We start from the raw sequence: 18,567 nt of genomic DNA on the forward strand, positions 1-18,567 counted from the left end.
CGGGTTCTTCCGGCGGTCGCCCGACGGGCGTCGCCTGACCGTGAACGCCTCACCTGGCCAAACGCGAACAGTGTTGACACGAAAGAAGTCCGGGGTGGGTGTGTTGGTCACACCCACCCCGGACTTCGGTCATTCAGCCCTCAGGCTCAGCTGCAGCCCGAGGTGGAACCGCAGCCCTCGCAGAGGTAGCAGGAACCGGACGGGCGCATCTTCGTGCCGCAGGTCATGCACAGCGGCGCGTCGGCGGCTTTGCCCAGCTGGAGCTCGAGCAGCTCGGTGGAGCTCCCCGCGCGGACGTCGTCCTTGGACTCGGACTTCTCCTCGGCCTTCGAGTAGTCCACCGTGGACCGCATCGTGTCCAGGTCGACGTTGTCCGACGCCGGAGCCGGTTCCGTGTTGTTGACCTGGGCTTCCCGCTCGTCCACGGTGAAGATGCCCAGCTGGGCGCGCTTCTCGTAGGGCAGGTAGTCCAGAGCCAGGCGGCGGAACAGGTAGTCCAGGACGCTGCTGGCCATCCGGATGTCCGGGTCGTCGGTCATACCGGCCGGCTCGAAGCGCAGGTTCTGGAACTTCGAGACGTAGAACTCCAGCGGGATGCCGTACTGCAGACCCACCGAGATCGACATCGAGAAGGCGTCCATCACGCCGGCCAAGGTCGAGCCCTGCTTGCCGAGCTTGACGAAGATCTCGCCCAGCCCGTCGTCCGGGTACGACCCGGCGTGAAGGTAGCCCTCGGCACCGCCCACGGTGAACGACACCGTCTGGCTCGGGCGCTTCTTGGGCAGGCGCTTGCGGACCGGGCGGTACTCGATCTGCTTCTCGACCGCCTTCTCCGACTCGCCCTTGTCGCCCTTGCCCGCGGACAGCGGCTGGCCGACCTTGCAGTTGTCGCGGTAGATCGCCAGCGCCTTCAGGCCCAGCTTCCAGCCCTCGAAGTAGAGCTCCTCGACCTCTTCGACGGTGGCCGACTCCGGCATGTTGACCGTCTTGGAGATCGCACCCGAGATGAACGGCTGCACCGCGGCCATCATCCGGACGTGGCCCATCGGCGCGATCGAGCGCTCGCCCATCGCGCAGTCGAAGACCTCGTAGTGCTCCGGGCGCAGACCCGGCGCGTCGATGACGTGGCCGTGCTCGGCGATGTACTCGACGACCGCCTCGATCTGCTCTTCCTGGTAGCCCAGCGCCTGCAGGGCGCGCGGCACCGTCTGGTTGACGATCTGCATCGAGCCGCCGCCGACCAGCTTCTTGAACTTCACCAGCGCCAGGTCGGGCTCGACACCGGTGGTGTCGCAGTCCATCATCAGGCCGATGGTGCCGGTCGGGGCCAGCACCGACGCCTGGGCGTTGCGCCAGCCGTTGCGGCCACCGATCTCCAGACCCTGCTGCCAGACCTCGGTGGCCAGCTTGTGCACGGTCTTGTCGTTGTGGTGGTAGGTGCGCACCAGGTCGTTGGCCGCGGCGTGCTTGCGCATGACCCGCTGGTGGCCCTCGGCGTTGCGGGCGTAGCCCTCGTACGGGCCCACGACACCGGCCAGCTCAGCCGAGCGCTTGTAAGCGGTACCGGTCATCAGCGAGGTGATCGCCCCGGCCAGCGCACGACCGCCGTCCGAGTCGTAGGCGTGACCGGTGGCCATCAGCAGCGCGCCGAGGTTGGCGTAGCCGATGCCCAGCTGGCGGAACTTGCGGGTGGTGACGCCGATCGACTCGGTGGGGAAGTCGGCGAAGCAGATCGAGATGTCCATCGCGGTGATGACGAACTCGACGGCCTTGGAGAACAGCTCGGCGTCGAAGGTCAGGTCATCGCGCAGGAACTTCATCAGGTTCAGCGAAGCCAGGTTGCAGCTGGAGTTGTCCAGGTGCATGTACTCCGAGCACGGGTTGGACGCGGTGATCCGGCCCGTCTCCGGCGAGGTGTGCCAGTCGTTGATCGTGTCGTCGTACTGGATGCCCGGGTCGGCGCACTCCCACGCGGCCTTGGCCATCTTGCGGAACAGCTCGCGGCCCTTGACGGTGCTGATCACGTCGCCGTCGGTGCGGGAGCGCAGGCCGAAGTCGCCGTCGCTCTCGACCGAGCGCATGAACTCGTCGGAGACGCGCACCGAGTTGTTCGCGTTCTGGTACTGCACCGAGTTCGAGTCCGCGCCGCCCAGGTCCATGTCGAAACCGGCGTCGCGCAGCGCGCGGATCTTGTGCTCCTCGCGCGACTTGGTCTCGATGAACTCCTCGACGTCGGGGTGGTCGACGTCGAGGACGACCATCTTGGCCGCGCGGCGGGTGGCGCCACCGGACTTGATGGTGCCCGCGGAGGCGTCGGCGCCGCGCATGAACGACACCGGGCCGGAGGCCGTGCCACCGGAGGACAGCAGCTCCTTGCTGGAGCGGATCCGGGACAGGTTCAGTCCGGCGCCGGAGCCGCCCTTGAAGATCAGGCCCTCTTCCTTGTACCAGTCGAGGATCGACTCCATCGTGTCGTCGACCGACAGGATGAAGCAGGCCGAGACCTGCTGGCGGGAGCTGGTGCCCACGTTGAACCAGACCGGCGAGTTGAAGCTGAAGACCTGGTGCAGAAGCATGTAGGTCAGCTCGTGCTCGAAGATCTCGGCATCGGCGTCGGTGGCGAAGTAGCCGTTCTCGACACCCGAGGCGACGTAGGTCTTGACGACCCGGTCGATCAGCTGCCGCAGGCTGCTCTCGCGCTCGTCGGTGCCGACGGCACCGCGGAAGTACTTGCTGGTGACGATGTTGACCGCGTTCAACGACCAGAAGTCGGGGAACTCGACCCCGCGCTGCTCGAAGTTGACCGAACCGTCCCGCCAGTTGGTCATCACCACATCGCGGCGCTCCCACTTGACGTCGTCGTAGGGGTGCACCCCCTCGGTGGTGTAGACGCGCTCCACCCGGATGCCCTCGCGGGCACCTGCTTCCGGCTCCCCCGCTGCGCCGGCCGGGCTACCGACGGTCTCTGTCATGACCTGCCCCTTTTCGTTCTTCATCGCTCGCTCAGTCGATCGCGTTCTGTCGGCCCCGTCCGGGCTCCCCGTCCGGTTCGGTCGCGGCTCTGTTCTCTTCGGCGTGCCCGCCCGGGACGCCGATTGGCGTTTCGCGCTTCCGCCCCCTCTGCGGGACGCGCGCCGTCGCGGCTTGCTCAACCGCCGCTCTCCACGTCTCGTTGCTCGCCGTCCCGCTGGGTCTCCCTCGCGGACCGCAGGTCGGCTATTTCCTTCTCGAAGTCCTCCACCGAGGAGTACGCGCGGTAGACGCTGGCGAAGCGCAGGTACGCGACTTCGTCCAGCTCCCGCAGCGGACCGAGGATGGCCAGCCCGACCTCGTGGCTGGGCAGCTCGGCGATGCCGGAGGACCGGATCGCCTCCTCCACCTGGTGCGCCAACTGCTGCAGCGCGTCCTCTTCTACCGGACGCCCCTGACACGCGCGGCGCACACCGGTCACCACCTTGTCCCGGCTGAAGGGTTCGGTGACACCCGACCGCTTCACGACCGACAACACCAGTTCTTCGATGGTCGTGAACCGGCGACCGCACGCCGAGCACGAACGCCGACGACGGATCGCCTGGCCGTCCTCGACCTCGCGCGAGTCCACGACCCTGGAGTCATCGCCGCGGCAGAACGGGCACCGCACCGGCCATGCACCCCCTTCCCCCTGAGCGGCCGCCGACCGACTCCCACCGGCCCACGACCACGTACGCCCATGGAGTACCCGGAAGACCGGAAGCCCAATCTCTGGGCTAACCACATGGACGTAACTACTAGATGTTGTGGTCGACTCTAAACCCGCGTCCAACCGCGTTGCAAACCGACACACCCTTGTCGCCCGGCCGGATGACGCACTCCTCGCCCCAGCTGCGAAAACCCGGCGAACCACAACATCTAGTGGTTCGGTCAGCTACCGACCGGCACCACCAGGTGGCGTCCCGCTTCGGCGGAAGCGCCCCCGAGACCGTTGAGCTCGACGATGCGCTCGACCACCGCACGGGGGTCCTCGTCGGGAGCCATCCGCGTCGCGATGCCCCAGAGAGTGTCCCCCGTTCGCACCTGCACAACGGTGGTACCTCCGTCACCGGCGCGTCGCCGATCCCGAACAGTCCCACCAGCACCACGACGAGGAAGGTCGCGGCCGCGACGCCGCCCAGCACGAGCCACTCGCCGGCTCTGCCGATCGCGCGCACCGGCCGCGCGCACGATCTGACCTCGCCCACCCGGCCACGACCGGCCGCCTGGATCACCCGCCCATGTGGGCGACGCTCTTCCGCACGTCGGCGGGGCGACACGATCGGTTCGACTTCCGGCCGCACGGCGAGCGATTCCCGCTCAACCGGCCGAACCCGCCGTACTGTGTCGATGAACGTGGTCATGTCGCCTCCCGCGCGGAAACAATGATCGAAAGGTTGTTCGATCGAACCTCCGTGCGATTGTGTACCAAGAGTGGCCTTCAGCGCGAGACCCGAGCCTGAAATTAACTCGAACAGGTGTTTGATCTCCGTGTTTGTCGCGTCTACTGTGGAAAGCGAGCGGCGAACGGCGGTCACCGGCGACCAGAACCGGGGCGACGCACCGCTCGACCCACACCAGCACCGCAGTTCACACGGATTCAGGAGGCAGCGGTGGCGACGAATGCGACCGGCTCTGTCGGGGGCCGCGTACACGACATCAAGGACTCCCCTGCCGAGGTGGACACCGTGCCGGAACAGGCCACGGCGGCCGAGGAGCTCAGCGACCGCCAGCTGAAGGTCCTCGAAGCCATCCGGGAGTGGATGAGCGAGCACGGCTACCCACCGAGCGTGCGGGAGATCGGCGACGCGGTCGGCCTGACCTCCACCTCGTCGGTGGCTTACCAACTGCGCGTGCTGGAGCGCAAGGGCTTCCTGCGCCGCGACCCGCACCGGCCGCGCACCGTGGGCGTGCTCGTCGGCGGCGAGTCCGAGAGCGAGACCCAGGCCAAGCCGGCCTACGTGCCGGTCGTCGGGCGTATCGCGGCCGGTGGCCCGATCCTCGCCGAGGAGTCCATCGAGGACGTCTTCCCGCTGCCGAAGGAGATCGTCGGCGACGGGACGCTGTTCCTGCTCAAGGTCGTCGGCGACTCGATGGTCGACCTGGCCATCACCGACGGGGACTGGGTCGCGGTTCGCCAGCAGCCCGAGGCCGACAACGGCGAGGTCGTCGCAGCGATGATCGAAGGCGAGGCCACGGTCAAGACGCTCAAGCGCACCGACGATCACGTCTGGCTGATGCCGCACAACTCCGCCTACGAACCCATCCTCGGAGACGACGCCCAGATCCTCGGCAAGGTCGTCGCGGTCCTGCGCCGTCTCTGACCTGGGGCCGTCTCTGACCTGCGCCATCCCTGACCTGGGGGCCGTCCCTGACCGAAGACCGCCTCCGGACGAGGTCCTCCTGCGAACGAGGCGGTCAGGAGCGCCTGCGGCGCCAGCCCACCAGGTAGACCAGCAGGGCGGCGACGACTCCGGCGAAGACCAGCGAGCGGCCGGTGGACACGCCGTCCTCCTCGGCCGCGGGCTGGGCCTGATCGCCGTCGCCGGGTGCGGGGTTCGCCGCGGCTCGTCGGACGGGTCCCCGTCCGCACCGGAGACGCGGCGGATCGGCTCGTTGCCCTCAGACCCCGACAGCAGCCCGCCGCCGGGTTCCCAGGCGATGGCCTCGCCCTGCTCCTCGTTCGGCAGCGGGATGCGCACGGGTTCGCCGCGGAGCGCCTCGAGCACGTCGCCGTTCGGCGAGCGGTAGACGTAGGCCTCGGTGTAGGTGCGCAGCGCGACCAGCGTGCCGTCCGCGCTCACCGAACCGCCGGTGACCAGGACCGAGCCCATCGACCCGTCCATCGGCCCGCCCGGCGTCCTGGTGGCGCGCAACGACACCGTGCCGACTCGTTCCATCGGGACGGTGGCGTCCGGGTCCAGCGGTTGCGCGGGCCGGTAGACGCCCGCCCAGCCGAGCGGTTCCTTGGTGACGACGTAGGGCACCCCCGCGCGATCCAGCAGGAGCGCTTCGGCGTCGTGCGGGCTGTCCGGGTACTGCATCCGGTACAGCGTCGAGCCGCCACCCGCGGGCAGGACGTGCAGCGCGACTGTCTTGCGGTCGTGCCGGTTGTCGCCGGTGTCGGCGAGCCACACCGCGCCGTCGGGCGCCAGCGCCAGGTCCTCGACGTCGTAGGGGTTGGCCGTGCTGGTGCGCTGGGACACCACTTCGCAGGTCTGCGGGTTCAGCAGGAACACCTGCACCGACGATCCCCCGTCACCGACGGCGTACCAGTGGTTCCCGTCGGAGGCCAGGCCCGACAGCTCGGAGAGCTCGGAGTCCTCGACCGTGCACACCTCGACCGGTCCCGGTTGGCCGTGCGCGGGCGTGCCGGTGACGATCACGCCCGCGGCGAGCAGCGCGGCCCCGGTCAGGCCGCCGGCTCGGTCAGGCCGCACCGTCGGCCGCGAACGGCTCGAGCAACGAGGCCAGGTCCGGCCGGACCTTGGCCTGGATGCGGGTGCCCTCCGGCGTGTGCTCCTCGACGACGACCTCTCCGTCGCTGTGCAGCCGCGCCACCATCACCCCGCGTGTAGGGGATCAGGGCGTTGACGAACAGCTCCGGTCGGGGAAGCCGGTCGGCGATGATCTCGCGAAGACCCTCGATGCCCTTGCCGCTGTGCGCGGAGACGAACACGGCCTCCGGGAGCAGGCGGCGCAGCTCGGCCATCCTGGTCGCGTCCACCGAGTCGATCTTGTTGACGACCAGCAGCTCCGGCGGCATCTCCGAGGCGTGCTCCTCGGAGATCTCGCTGAGCACCTCCCGCACCGCGGCGACCTGCTCGTGCGGCGACGACTCGGAGCCGTCGACCACGTGGACCAGCAGGTCGGCGCTGGCGACCTCCTCCAGGGTGGAGCGGAACGCCTCGACCAGCTGGTGCGGCAGGTGCCGGACGAACCCGACGGTGTCGGTGAGGGTGTGCGGCCTGCCATCCGGGGTGACCGCCTTGCGGGTGGTCGGGTCCAGGGTGGCGAACAGCGCGTCCTCGACCAGCACACCGGCGCCGGTCAGGGCGTTGAGCAGGCTGGACTTGCCGGCGTTGGTGTAGCCGGCGATGGCCACGCCCGGGACCTCGTTGGACTCGCGGCGGCTGCGCTTGGTGCCGCGGACGGTCTTCATCGCCGCCAGTTCCTTGCGCAGCTTGCTGATGCGCTTGTGCACGCTCCGGCGGTCGGTCTCCAGCTTGGTCTCACCGGGACCGCGGGTGCCCACGCCGCCGTTGGCGCCCGCCCGGCCACCGGCCTGACGGGACATCGTTTCACCCCAACCGCGCAGGCGCGGCAGGAAGTACTGCAGCTGAGCGAGCTCGACCTGCGCCTTGCCCTCCTTGGAACGGGCGTGCTGCGCGAAGATGTCGAGGATCAGCGCGGTTCGGTCGACGACCTTGACCTTGAGCTTCTCCTCCAGCTGCCGCAGCTGGCCGGGCGAGAGCTCGCCGTCGCAGATGACCGTGTCGGCGCCGTTGGAGGCGACCAGGTCGCGCAGCTCGCGGACCTTGCCCGAGCCGATGTAGGTGCCCGGGTCGGGCCGGTCGCGGCGCTGAATGATGCCGTCGAGCACCTCCGAGCCCGCGGTCTCGGCGAGGCGCGCGAGCTCGGTCAGCGAGGCGTCGGCGTGCTCGGCGTCGCCTTCGGTCCACACGCCCACCAGCACGACGCGCTCCAGGCGCAGCCGCCGGTACTCGACCTCGGTGATGTCCTCGAGCTCGGTGGACAGGCCCGAGATCCGCCGGAGGGACGCGCGTTCCTCCAGCTCCATCTCGCCGGTGGACGGCTCGTCCCCGTCGAGGATCGGTTCGAATTCGTCGACGTCGGCCACGTCCGGCTCCAACGCCGAGTCCTGGTCGAGCTCTGGGGATGCGGTCAAGGAATCTCTCATCTCAGGGTCATTGTCCCACGCTGCGCGACCCATTTTCCCGCGCAGCGCTCGCACGCGCCCGATCGCGCACCGCCGAGACCGGCGTTGACCTGCGCTTTCGGGAATTCCGTCGTCACGGGTTCTGCCACCAACCGGCGTCGAGCCGTCCCCCGCCGACGAGCACGGCCGGTCCGGTCAGGGTCGAGCCGCTGGCGGTGATCTCCACCTCGACGGTGCCGCCGGGGATGTGCACGGTCCGGTGCCCGGTGGTCTGACCTGCGGCGTGCAGCGCGGCGGCGGTCGCGGCGACCGTGCCGGTGCCGCAGGAGCGGGTCTCGCCCACGCCGCGCTCGTGCACCCGCATGCGCACCTCGTCGCCGCCCAGCGGCCGGACGAACTCGACATTCACGCCCTCCGGGAACAGGTGCGCGTCGTGCGGCGGGGCGGTGTCGAGGTTCAGCGCGTCGAGGTCGTGGTCGCCGACGCAGACCAGGTGGGGGTTGCCGACGTCGACCGCGACCCCGGAGAAGACCTGGCCGGTCACGGCCGTGGTGGACTCGCCGAAGATCTTGGCCTGCCCCATCTCCACGGTCACCCGGCCGTCGTCGTGGGTGCGCACCGGGCGGATGCCCGCGCGAGTGCCGACCGGCAGGTCACCGGCCTGCGCGAGGCCGGACTCGACCAGGTAGCGGGCGAAGACCCGCACGCCGTTGCCGCACATCTCGGCGATGGAGCCGTCGGCGTTGCGGTAGTCCATGAACCACACGTCGCCGGGGACGTCGGCGGGAGCGTCGGGCAGGTTGGCCGCTCGGATCACGCGCAGCACGCCGTCAGCGCCCAGGCCGCGCTGCCTGTCGCACAGCGCGCGCACCCGGTCCTCGGTGAGCTCCAGCTCACCGTCCGGGTCGGGGAGGATGACGAAGTCGTTCTGGGTCCCGTGGCCCTTGATGTACTCGGGTCCTGCGAAGGCGTGCACGTCGCCAGTCTACGGATTCACCAGGGCCAGGACATCGTCGGCAAGCGAGGCGTCGGCGGCGTCGAACCAGCGGATGCGGTCGTCGCGGCGGAACCAGGAGCGCTGCCGTCGCACGAAGCGACGGGTCAGCCGCGCGGTCTCGGCGGCCGCGGCGGTCATGTCGCCCGCCCCGTCGAACTCGGCGAGCACCTGCTGGTAACCCAGGGCCCGGCTGGCGGTGCGGCCGTGCCGCAGCCCCTGTTCTTCCAGGTGGCGCACCTCGTCGGCCAGGCCGGCGTCGAACATGCGGGTCACGCGCTCGTCGACGCGGTCGTCGAGGTCCTCGGCCGGGCGGTCCAGGCCGATCAGGACGGTGCCGTAGCGGGCGGGCCCGGGCGTGGGCAGATTCGCCGAGAACGGCTCGCCGGTGATCTCGATGACCTCCAGCGCCCGCACGATGCGCCGCCCGTTGCTGGTCAGGATGGCCGTCGCCGCTGCCGGGTCGAGCTCGGCGAGCCTGCGGTGCAGCGCGACCGGGCCGAGCCGGGCCAGTTCGTCCTCGTACTTCTGCCGCACCTGGGGGTCGGTCCCCGGGAAGGTCAGGTCGTCGACGACCGCCTGCACGTAGAGCCCGGAACCGCCGACGAGGATTGGGGTGCGGCCGCGGGCGAGGACGTCCTCCACGTCGGCGCGGGCGGCGCGCTGGTAGGCCGCGACGGAGGCGGTCTCGGTGACGTCGAGGACGTCGAGCTGGTGGTGCGGGATGCCGCGTCGCTCGTCCGAGGTGAGCTTGGCGGTGCCGATGTCCATGCCTCGGTAGAGCTGCATGGCGTCGGCGTTGATCACCTCGCCGTCGAGACGTTCGGCGAGCGCTACGGCCAGGTCGGACTTGCCGGTCGCGGTGGGCCCGACGACGGCGACGGGGTGCGGGAGCGGGGACACACCAGAACCTTAAGAGCTCGCCCGGCGCCTCAGTCGTCCCTGGTCCAGGTGGCGACGTCGTAGGTCACCCCGAACGGGGTGCCCGAGTAGAGCAGCTCACCCCTCCAGGTGCCCTCGGCGACCACTCCCGGTAGCACCTGCAGGGCCTCGCGGGACACCCCGACCTCGGCGCACAGCGCGGGGTCCAGCTCCATCAGGACCTCGGCGTCGACCCGGGCCAGGGCGGTGGCCAGCAGCTCGTCCAGCGGCCGGGCGCGGTGGTCGGGCCGGTGCGGGGAGCGCTCGTCCGAGCGGTTGCTGCCCTCGGCCAGGACCAGCAGCGCGGTGTCCGATCCGGCGAGCTCCGCACCCAGGTCGCGGCACTGCTCAGCCGGGGTGCCGGGCGCCAGCAGCCGCACGTCGACGGTCCGGGCGCCCGCCTGCTCGCGCAGCAGCCCGGCGATGAGGGCGGGCAGCGGCAGCTCCGTTCCCGGTTCGGCCGCATCCCCGAGCGATGGGTCGCCGAGCGAGACGCGCACGTCCCGGCCGTAGCCGGCGAAGGTGCCCGAGGTGGTCGAACTGAATCGGATCGGGCCGGAGGGATCTACGCCAACGGCCACCCATTCGGCGCTCGAATCCGCCAGACTGGACACGGCGCGCAAACAGGCGCCTCGCAACCGCTCGGTTTCGGCATCGGCCCGCACGGTCAGGGCGGGAACCAGCAGCGGCGGGTGCGGCACGACGGCGACTCGGGTGATCACATCCGTGCACGTTAAGAGGTCACGGTCGACTTGGTTGGAGCGGGTGGCCGCGGAGCGCGGCGGTGCGGACCGGTGCGAGGCATCGGCACCCTGCTCGCTGCCGCTGGGCGGGCCTCCGATGACAATGAAGCCGTGCAGGTCATGGCGTCGCGAGGTTTCGGCCGGGCACCGATTCGGACGTGGAGTACCGGATCGGCTGCTGACCTGTTTGAATGCGCCAGCGGAAGCCGGACCATCCGACGGTTCGGGCTGACGCTTGCTGGGCCCCGTCGATGCGGGGCGCCCGTGCCGGACACGGGCATCGGAGCGGGCACGCAAGGAGGAAGCCGGCCATGACGCACCAGGACACGACCCCCGAGTCGGTCGCCAACAAGGCGGTCGCGGACTCGACCAGCAGCAACACCGGGTCACCCGCGGTCGCGCCCGCAGTACCGAAAGCCTCCTCGGACCCGTCCAAGTGGGGTCGGGTCGACGCCGACGGGACGGTGTACGTGAGCACCTCCGACGGCGAGCGGGCGATCGGTTCGTGGCAAGCCGGTGATGCGGCCGAAGGCCTGGCCCTCTACGCCCGCAAGTTCGACGACATGGTCACCGAGGTCGAGCTACTCGAAACCCGGCTGGGCACCCACGCCGGGGAGCCGAAGCACACCCTGACCAGCGCCAAGCACCTCCAGGAGGCGCTGCCCGAGGCGGCCGTGATCGGTGATCTCGGCGCGCTGGCCGCCCGCCTAGAGCACCTGGTGGCCCGGGCCGAGGAGGCCGTCGAGGGCGCCAAGCACGAGAAGGAGCGCGCCCGCGCGGAGGCCATCGCCCGCAAGGAGGCGCTGGTCGCCGAGGCCGAGGAGATCGCGCACGAGTCGACGCACTGGAAGTCGGCGGGCGACCGGCTGCGGCAGATCCTGGAGGAGTGGAAGAAGGTCCGCGGCGTCGACCGCAAGACCGACGAGCAGCTGTGGCGGCGGTTCTCCAAGGCCCGCGACGCCTTCAGCCGCCGTCGCGGCTCGCACTTCGCCGAGCTGGACCGCCAGCGCGCGGCCTCGAAGGTCCACAAGCAGGAGCTGGTCGAGGAGGCCGAGTCGCTGACCGAGTCCAGCGACTGGGGCGAGACGGCGAACCGCTACAAGCAGCTGATGCAGGAGTGGAAGGCCGCCGGGCGGGCACCCAAGGACACCGACGAGCAGCTGTGGCAGCGCTTCCGCGCCGCCCAGGACCGGTTCTTCAGCCGCCGTTCGGCGGCGTTCTCCGAGCGCGACGCCGAGTACGCCGCCAACGCGAAGCTGAAGGAGGAGCTGCTGGTCGAGGCCGAGCAGATCGATCCGTCGGCCGATCTGAAGACGGCGCAGTCGCAGCTGCAGCGGTTGCAGGAGCGCTGGGACGAGATCGGCAAGGTTCCGCGCGAGCGGATGCGCGAGCTGGAGGGTCGGCTGCGCGCGGTGGCCGACAAGGTCCACGAGGCCGCCGACGCCCAGTGGCGCCGGACCGACCCGGAGGCCCAGGCCCGCGTCGACCAGTTCCGCGGCCGCGTCGAGCAGTTCGAGGCGCAGGCGGAGAAGGCCCGGGCCGCCGGTGACGAGCGTCGCGCCAAGAAGGCCGACGAGCAGGCCGCCCAGTGGCGCGAGTGGCTGCGCGCAGCGGAGCAGGCCATCGCCAGCCGCTGAGCCAGAACGCGAAGAAGCCCCGCACCGGAACGGGTGCGGGGCTTCTTCACGAGCGGTCGCAATCGCGGGACCGGTCAGTCGCGGGACCAGACGATGCGCATCCACTGGATCGCCAGGATCAGCATGCACGCCACGGCGAGGAGGAGGCCGACGCCCGGCCCCCCGGTGCCGCTCGTCTGCCGCGACCAGATCGCGATCATGCCTTCGAAGGTGACCACGAGTCCGGCGAGACCGGCGACGAACGCCGCTCCCCAGAATCGGGTGATCAGCGCCAGCGCGCCGAAGCCGAGCCCGATGATGGTGGCGTTGATCGCGAACAGCCGCGGCAGCAGGCCCACCTTCAGGCCCGGGTCGGCCTGCCCGGCCAGCACCTGCCAGCCCGCGCTGTCACCGGCCCACGGCAGCAGCGCGCTCACCACGAGCACCAGCATCACCGTGGCGATGACCAGCGCCTTGGAGCCGGGGTCGAAGCGCCGCAACACCGCGATGCGGGGTTTGACGTCCTGTTCCTCGCTCAACACGCACATCCCTGCTGCGCCGCCGGCTGCGGGGCCGGGGCGCCGATGGAGGGCAGCCCGAGGCTGACCCCGGAGGTCTTGGGTCGCACGCCTTCCTCCCAGTGGTCGCCGGCGCGGGTTCGGCGGTGGCCGGTGATCTCGGTGTCGGCGACCAGGTGGTGCGGGGCGGCGCGGGTGATCGTGGTCCGCACGAGATCGCCGGGGCGGATCTCGCCGTCGAGCGCGCCGGTGGGCGTGAAGTGCACCAGGCGGCCGTCGCGGGCGCGGCCGCTGAGCCGGTGGGTCTCGGCGTCCTTGCGCCCCTCCCCCTCGGCGACCAGCAGCTCGACCTCGCGGCCGACGATCTTCTTGTTCTCCTCCCAGGAGATCTCGTTCTGCAGCGCGACCAGCCGGTCGTAGCGCTGCTGGACGACCTCCTTGGGCAGCTGGTCGGGCATGTCCGCGGCGGGCGTGCCCGGGCGCTTGGAGTACTGGAAGGTGAAGGCGCTGGAGAACCGGGCGCGGCGCACGACCTCCATCGTGGCCTCGAAGTCCTCCTCGGTCTCCCCCGGGAACCCGACGATGATGTCGGTGGTGATGGCCGCGTCCGGCATGGCCTGGCGGACCTTGCCGACGATGTCGAGGAAGCGCTCGCTGCGGTAGGAGCGGCGCATCGCCTTGAGGACCCGGTCCGAACCGGACTGCAGCGGCATGTGCAGCTGCGGGCAGACGTTGGGCGTCTCGGCCATCGCCTCGATGACGTCGTCGGTGAAGTCGCGCGGGTGCGGCGAGGTGAAGCGGACCCGCTCCAGGCCCTCGATCTGGCCGCAGGAGCGCAGCAGCTTGCCGAAGGCGAAGCGGTCGCCGAACTCCACGCCGTAGGCGTTGACGTTCTGACCCAGCAGGGTCACCTCGAGCACGCCCTCGGAGACCAGCGCTTCGACCTCGGAGAGGATCTCGCCGGGGCGGCGGTCCTTCTCCTTGCCGCGCAGCGACGGCACGATGCAGAAGGTGCAGGTGTTGTTGCAGCCCACCGACACCGAGACCCAGCCGGAGTAGGCGGAGTCGCGGCGCGCCGGGAGCGTGGACGGGAAGACGTCCAGCGACTCCAGGATCTCGACCTCGGCCTCCTGGTTGTGCCGCGCGCGCTCCAACAGCGTCGGCAGCGAGCCGAGGTTGTGGGTGCCGAAGACGACGTCGACCCAGGGCGCCTTCTTGACGATGGTGTCGCGGTCCTTCTGCGCGAGGCAGCCACCGACGGCGATCTGCATGTTCGGGTTGACGTCCTTCTGCGGACGCATGTGGCCGAGCGTGCCGTACAGCCGGTTGTCGGCGTTCTCGCGCACCGCGCAGGTGTTGAACACGACCACGTCGGCGGGCATCTCCCCGCCACCGGCGGCCCGCACGTATCCGGCGTCCTCCAGCATGCCCGCGAGCCGCTCGGAGTCGTGCACGTTCATCTGACAGCCGAAAGTGCGGATCTCGTACGTCTTCGTGCTCACCGTTCCACGGTAGCGCCTGGTCAGATCGCCGATTCACCCGCCCGGACCGATGATGGGGCGGCGCCGGACCACACCGGGCAACTACGGAGCGCAACACGGGTGCACGGGTTAAGCCCTTACGCGGACGAGGACAACCGCGTTGCGTAACTGAGTTGAAACAACGTATCGATCCCAACCACTGGACTCCGGCTGCGCGACAGGCTTAAGTTTCCGCCAACGAAGTCCACAAACGACGCATTCGGGAGCACTGAATGACCGCAGCCCCCTCGGACTCCCCGATGATCCGGATGTCCGCGGTCGACAAGTTCTTCGGCTCACTGCACGTGCTGCGGTCGATCGATCTCGAAGTGCCCCGCGGACAGGTCGTCGTCGTGCTGGGCCCCTCCGGCTCCGGCAAGTCGACGCTGTGCCGGGCCATCAACCGGCTGGAGCCGATCGACTCCGGTTCGATCGAGATCGACGGCGTGCCGCTGCCCGCCGAAGGACGTGCCCTGGCCGAACTGCGCGCCGACGTCGGCATGGTCTTCCAGCAGTTCAACCTCTTCGCGCACAAGACGATCCTGGAGAACGTCACGCTCGGGCCGATCAAGGTGCGCGGGCAGAACCGCGACGAGGCCCAGCGCGAGGCCACGAAGCTGCTGGAGCGCGTCGGCATCGCCGACCAGGCCGACAAGTACCCGGCGCAGCTCTCCGGTGGCCAGCAGCAGCGGGCGGCCATCGCCCGGGCGCTGGCGATGAAGCCGAAGGTGATGCTCTTCGACGAGCCGACCTCCGCGCTGGACCCGGAGATGGTCAACGAGGTGCTCGACGTGATGACCGGCCTGGCCGACGAGGGCATGACGATGGTGGTCGTCACGCACGAGATGGGTTTCGCCCGCCGCGCCGCGCACCGCGTCCTGTTCATGGCCGATGGCGAGGTCGTCGAGGACGCCGAGCCCGAGAAGTTCTTCGGCGAGCCGAAGAGCGACCGGGCCAAGGACTTCCTCGGCAAGATCCTCACCCACTGATGTTCTCCACCCACTGCACAGAGAGGCGTTAAGCAGATGCGAGGCAAGAGGTTTCGTCTGGTCACGGTGCTGACGGCATCGCTGGCCCTGGCGCTGTCCGCCTGCGGCGGGGGCGGCGAGAACCAGCTGGCCGGCGGCGGTGGCGCCCCGGAGATCCCGGTCGACCAGAACGCGCAGTTCGAACCCGGCACCACGATGGCCAACCTCAAGCAGGCGGGCACCATCCGGATCGGCACCAAGATCGACCAGCCGCTGTTCGGCCTGAACGATCTGGAGGGCAAGCCGCAGGGCTTCGACGTCGAGATGGCCAAGCTGGTCGCGGCGAAGCTGGGCATCCCGGCCGACAAGATCCAGTGGGTCGAGGCGCCGAGCAAGACCCGCGAGGAGATCATCGAGCAGGGCCGCGTCGACATGGTGGTGGCCACCTACACCATCAACGACTCGCGCAAGCAGCGGATCAGCTTCGCCGGGCCGTACTACACCGCCGGTCAGGACATCATGGTCAAGTCCGACGACTCCCGGATCACCGGTCCGGAGACGCTGCGGCCCACCGGGGCGAAGGTCTGCTCGGTGACGGGTTCGACCCCGGCCGAGAAGATCAAGGAGTACGTCGACCCGCAGAACCTGGTGCTCTTCGACGTCTACTCCAAGTGCGCCGACGCGCTGCGCACCGGCCAGGTCCAGGCCGTGACCACGGACAACGTGATCCTGATGGGGCTGGTCGAGAAGAGCGGCGGCCAGTTCAAGATCCTGGAGAAGCCCTTCACCGAGGAGCCCTACGGCATCGGCATCAAGAAGGGCGACACGAAGTTCTGCGAGTTCATCGACCAGACCCTCGCGCAGGCCGGCCAGGACGGCACCTACGCGAAGGCCTGGCAGGCCACGGCCGGGAAGGTGTCGCCGCAGACGCCGGCCCTGCCGCAGCCCGATCCCTGCAGCTGACCTGATCGCGGAATGAGGGTGCCGCCCGATCGGGTCGGCACCCTCATCTCTTGGGCCCCATCTCTTCGGCCGGAGTGGAATCTGTGCAAGTCATCATCGACAACCTGCCGCTGTACCTGAGCGGCCTCGTGCGCACCCTGGAGATCTGCCTGCTGGCGGGTCTGCTCGCGCTGGTCCTCGGGACCATCGCGGCCGGTTTCCGGGTCTCCCCGCTGCCCCCGCTGCGGGCCGCCGGGACCAGCTGGGTCACCGTGCTGCGCAACTGCCCGCTGACCGTGGTGCTGTTCTTCATGGCCTTCGGGCTGCCGGAGCTGGGCATCAACGGCTCCTACTTCTGGTTCGGCACGATCGGCCTGGCGCTGTACACCTCGGCGTTCGTGTGCGAGGCGATCCGCAGCGGCATCAACGCCGTCCCGGCCGGTCAGGCCGAGGCGGCGCGGGCGGTGGGCCTGACCTTCGGCCAGTCGCTGTCGCTGGTCGTGCTGCCGCAGGCGGTGCGCACGGTGGTGCCGCCGCTGGGCAACGTGATCATCGCGATGATCAAGAACTCGGCGCTGGTCGGCGCCTTCGGCGTCGGCGGCGACCTGTTCTCGGTCGGCGACACGCTCACCTCGGCGCGCGGCCTGGCCGCGCTGCCGGTGCTGCTCGGCGTGGTGCTGTTCTACCTGGTGCTCACCATCCCGGCCGGCCTGCTGCTGGGGTACCTAGAGCGGAAGGTGGCGATCGCGCGATGACCAACTCGGTTCTCTACGAGGCACCCGGCCCGCAGGCCAAGCGCCGCTCGCTGGTGGCCAGCGCCGTGGTCGGGCTGCTGCTGCTCGCGGTCGTCGGCTGGGTGCTCTACACGCTGGGCAGCCAGGGGCAGCTGACCGCCGAGAAGTGGGGTCCGCTGCTGGACCCGACCAACGGCACCTTCACCGCGCTGTGGGGCCTGCTGGGCACCGGTCTGCTGGGCACGCTCACCGCGGCCGTGCTGGCGATGGTGTTCTCGCTGGTCATCGGCACGTTGCTGGCGATCACCCGGGTCGTGAGCGCGCCCTGGTACCGCTGGCTGGTGGTCGGCGTGGTCGAGCTGCTGCGCGGCATCCCGGTCGTGATCATGGTCTTCTTCGCGTTCCGGGTGCTGCCCTCGCTCGGCCTGGACCTGTCGCCGATGTGGTTCCTGGTGATCGGCCTGACCGCGTACAACTCGGTGATCATCGCCGAGATCGTGCGCGCCGGGATCCTGGCGCTGCCCAAGGGCCAGAGCGAAGCGGCCTACGCGATCGGTCTGCGCCGGGGCCAGGTGCTGGGCTCGGTGCTGCTGCCGCAGGCGTTCCGGGCGATGCTGCCCGCGCTGATCAGCCAGCTCGTGGTGATCGTCAAGGACACCTCACTGGGCTTCATCGTCGCCTACGTCGACGTGGTCCGGGAGGCTCAGGTGATCATCCAGAACCTGAACAACCCGATCCAGACCTACATCGTGGTCGGCGCGATCTTCATCCTGATCAACTACGCGTTGAGCAGGCTGGCGACCTACACCGAACGCCGCCTCAGCCAGGGCCGCAAGGGCAAGCTGGGCAAGGTCGAGGTCACCGAGGCCGGCGAAGCGGCTCGGCTCTGACCGGCTCGGCCCGACGAAGCGGGGCGCCTCCCACATCGCGTGGGCGGCGCCCCGTTCTTCACGGTCGGGCCGAGATGCCCTGGGGCGTCAGGTTCGCGTCGGCGAGGCGCTGCCAGGTGCCGTCGCCCACTCCGGCTTCGATCATGCCCCGGAGCTCCTCGGCGAGCTTGGGGTCGTCGGCCTTGATGACCAGGTTCCGCTCGGTGTCGGTGACCGCGTAGGGGATCTGGGTGAGCTGCGGGACGTCGGCGGTGCCGCCGAGCAGGACGTCGACGTTGCCCGCACCGACCGCGTCGCGCAGCAGCGTCGGGGGCAACCGGCGGAACTGCACCTGGGTCTCCGGGTTCAGGCCCATGCGCCGGGCCAGGTCGCGCGCGATGTCGGCGTCGAAGCCCCGGTACTCGCCGGCCGGGTCCCGGGTGACGAAGGCGGGCTGATCGGCGCGCACGCCCACCATCAGCTTCTGGCGCTGCTTGATCGCCGTCAGCGTCGGCGAGCTGCCCAGCTCGACGTCGCTGCCCGCCGAGGGGTCCGGCGCGGGCGCCGGGGCGGGCGGAGCGGGTGGTGGCGCGGCGGGTTCCGCGTGCCCGCACCCGGCCAGACCGACGGCCAGCGCCGCCACTGTGAGCAGGCGAATCCTCACAACCACTCCTTCACCATCGGGGCGTCGACGCCCATGATCGCGCACCCGCTGTGTCCTGCGGGAACGCATTCCCATCGACTGGATCGATTGTGAAATCCAGGCCACACCCGCTAGTGTGACGCGCGCCATGTGGCGCCAACGTCGTCGCCCGTTTGTCCAGCTCAACCTC

Annotated in this window: 16 protein-coding genes and 1 pseudogene; 7 read left to right on the top strand and 10 right to left on the bottom strand. The window is 69.9% G+C overall.

Features of this window, described 5'->3' with window-relative positions; translation table 11 throughout:
• Positions 1–146 precede the first annotated feature (146 nt).
• From REH65_RS09655 to REH65_RS09665, 3 genes are all read right to left on the bottom strand, one after another.
• The gene (locus REH65_RS09655; protein WP_281457247.1) at positions 147–2,972 is read right to left on the bottom strand and encodes a vitamin B12-dependent ribonucleotide reductase; all 2,826 of its coding nucleotides are present in this window, start codon (positions 2,970–2,972) and stop codon (positions 147–149) included.
• 176 nt (positions 2,973–3,148) lie between these two features.
• Positions 3,149–3,640 (bottom strand): transcriptional regulator NrdR, encoded by a 492-nt coding sequence (gene nrdR / locus REH65_RS09660; protein WP_281457248.1) that lies wholly within the window; start codon positions 3,638–3,640, stop codon positions 3,149–3,151.
• A gap of 260 nt (positions 3,641–3,900) precedes the next feature.
• On the bottom strand, positions 3,901–4,053 hold the full coding sequence (locus tag REH65_RS09665; RefSeq protein WP_406692177.1) for a LysM peptidoglycan-binding domain-containing protein: 153 nt from the start codon (positions 4,051–4,053) through the stop codon (positions 3,901–3,903).
• 569 nt (positions 4,054–4,622) lie between these two features.
• Between REH65_RS09665 and lexA the strand changes: the two genes are divergently transcribed.
• Together lexA and REH65_RS09675 are read left to right on the top strand one after the other, a co-directional pair.
• Complete coding sequence (gene lexA, locus REH65_RS09670) at positions 4,623–5,333, top strand: transcriptional repressor LexA (protein WP_406692178.1); 711 nt, start codon at positions 4,623–4,625, stop codon at positions 5,331–5,333.
• 445 nt (positions 5,334–5,778) lie between these two features.
• The gene (locus REH65_RS09675; protein ID WP_406692179.1) at positions 5,779–5,952 is read left to right on the top strand and encodes a hypothetical protein; all 174 of its coding nucleotides are present in this window, start codon (positions 5,779–5,781) and stop codon (positions 5,950–5,952) included.
• A 486-nt stretch (positions 5,953–6,438) separates the two neighbouring features.
• Here the strand turns inward: REH65_RS09675 and hflX are convergent.
• From hflX to REH65_RS09695, 4 genes and pseudogenes are all read right to left on the bottom strand, one after another.
• Positions 6,439–7,810: pseudogene (hflX, locus tag REH65_RS09680) on the bottom strand (GTPase HflX).
• 232 nt (positions 7,811–8,042) lie between these two features.
• Positions 8,043–8,885, bottom strand: a complete 843-nt coding sequence (gene dapF / locus REH65_RS09685) for a diaminopimelate epimerase (protein ID WP_406692180.1) — start codon at positions 8,883–8,885, stop codon at positions 8,043–8,045.
• 9 nt (positions 8,886–8,894) lie between these two features.
• Complete coding sequence (miaA, locus tag REH65_RS09690; RefSeq protein ID WP_406692181.1) at positions 8,895–9,806, bottom strand: tRNA (adenosine(37)-N6)-dimethylallyltransferase MiaA; 912 nt, start codon at positions 9,804–9,806, stop codon at positions 8,895–8,897.
• Between the two features lie 29 nt (positions 9,807–9,835).
• A complete protein-coding gene (locus REH65_RS09695; protein ID WP_406692182.1) occupies positions 9,836–10,546 on the bottom strand; it encodes a hypothetical protein in 711 nt (236 codons plus the stop codon).
• A 332-nt stretch (positions 10,547–10,878) separates the two neighbouring features.
• Between REH65_RS09695 and REH65_RS09700 the strand changes: the two genes are divergently transcribed.
• A complete protein-coding gene (locus REH65_RS09700) occupies positions 10,879–12,204 on the top strand; it encodes a DUF349 domain-containing protein (RefSeq protein ID WP_406692183.1) in 1,326 nt (441 codons plus the stop codon).
• A gap of 74 nt (positions 12,205–12,278) precedes the next feature.
• Here REH65_RS09700 and REH65_RS09705 read toward each other — a convergent pair whose 3' ends face one another.
• Both REH65_RS09705 and miaB read right to left on the bottom strand, forming a co-directional pair.
• Positions 12,279–12,722 (bottom strand): hypothetical protein, encoded by a 444-nt coding sequence (locus REH65_RS09705; RefSeq protein ID WP_406692184.1) that lies wholly within the window; start codon positions 12,720–12,722, stop codon positions 12,279–12,281.
• Positions 12,719–14,203, bottom strand: a complete 1,485-nt coding sequence (gene miaB / locus REH65_RS09710) for a tRNA (N6-isopentenyl adenosine(37)-C2)-methylthiotransferase MiaB (RefSeq protein ID WP_406692185.1) — start codon at positions 14,201–14,203, stop codon at positions 12,719–12,721. The genes REH65_RS09705 and miaB overlap by 4 nt, the downstream gene beginning before the upstream one ends.
• 278 nt (positions 14,204–14,481) lie before the next feature.
• Between miaB and REH65_RS09715 the strand changes: the two genes are divergently transcribed.
• The 4 genes from REH65_RS09715 (at position 14,482) to REH65_RS09730 (ending at position 17,755) form a co-directional block, all read left to right on the top strand.
• The gene (locus REH65_RS09715) at positions 14,482–15,210 is read left to right on the top strand and encodes an amino acid ABC transporter ATP-binding protein (protein WP_406693131.1); all 729 of its coding nucleotides are present in this window, start codon (positions 14,482–14,484) and stop codon (positions 15,208–15,210) included.
• A 66-nt stretch (positions 15,211–15,276) separates the two neighbouring features.
• Positions 15,277–16,152 carry a glutamate ABC transporter substrate-binding protein gene (locus REH65_RS09720; RefSeq protein WP_281457257.1) on the top strand — a complete coding sequence of 292 codons (876 nt, stop codon included), beginning with the start codon at positions 15,277–15,279 and terminating at the stop codon, positions 16,150–16,152.
• 74 nt (positions 16,153–16,226) lie between these two features.
• On the top strand, positions 16,227–16,886 hold the full coding sequence (locus REH65_RS09725; RefSeq protein WP_406692186.1) for an amino acid ABC transporter permease: 660 nt from the start codon (positions 16,227–16,229) through the stop codon (positions 16,884–16,886).
• On the top strand, positions 16,883–17,755 hold the full coding sequence (locus REH65_RS09730) for an amino acid ABC transporter permease (protein WP_406692187.1): 873 nt from the start codon (positions 16,883–16,885) through the stop codon (positions 17,753–17,755). Before REH65_RS09725 ends, REH65_RS09730 begins: the two co-directional genes overlap by 4 nt.
• Before the next feature lie 58 nt (positions 17,756–17,813).
• Here REH65_RS09730 and REH65_RS09735 read toward each other — a convergent pair whose 3' ends face one another.
• Positions 17,814–18,398, bottom strand: coding sequence for a transporter substrate-binding domain-containing protein (locus REH65_RS09735; RefSeq protein WP_406692188.1), 585 nt, complete (start codon positions 18,396–18,398; stop codon positions 17,814–17,816).
• Positions 18,399–18,567 lie beyond the last annotated feature (169 nt).

It is taken from the genome of Saccharopolyspora sp. ID03-671 (assembly GCF_045278815.1).
GTDB classification, from domain to species: domain Bacteria; phylum Actinomycetota; class Actinomycetes; order Mycobacteriales; family Pseudonocardiaceae; genus Saccharopolyspora; species Saccharopolyspora ipomoeae.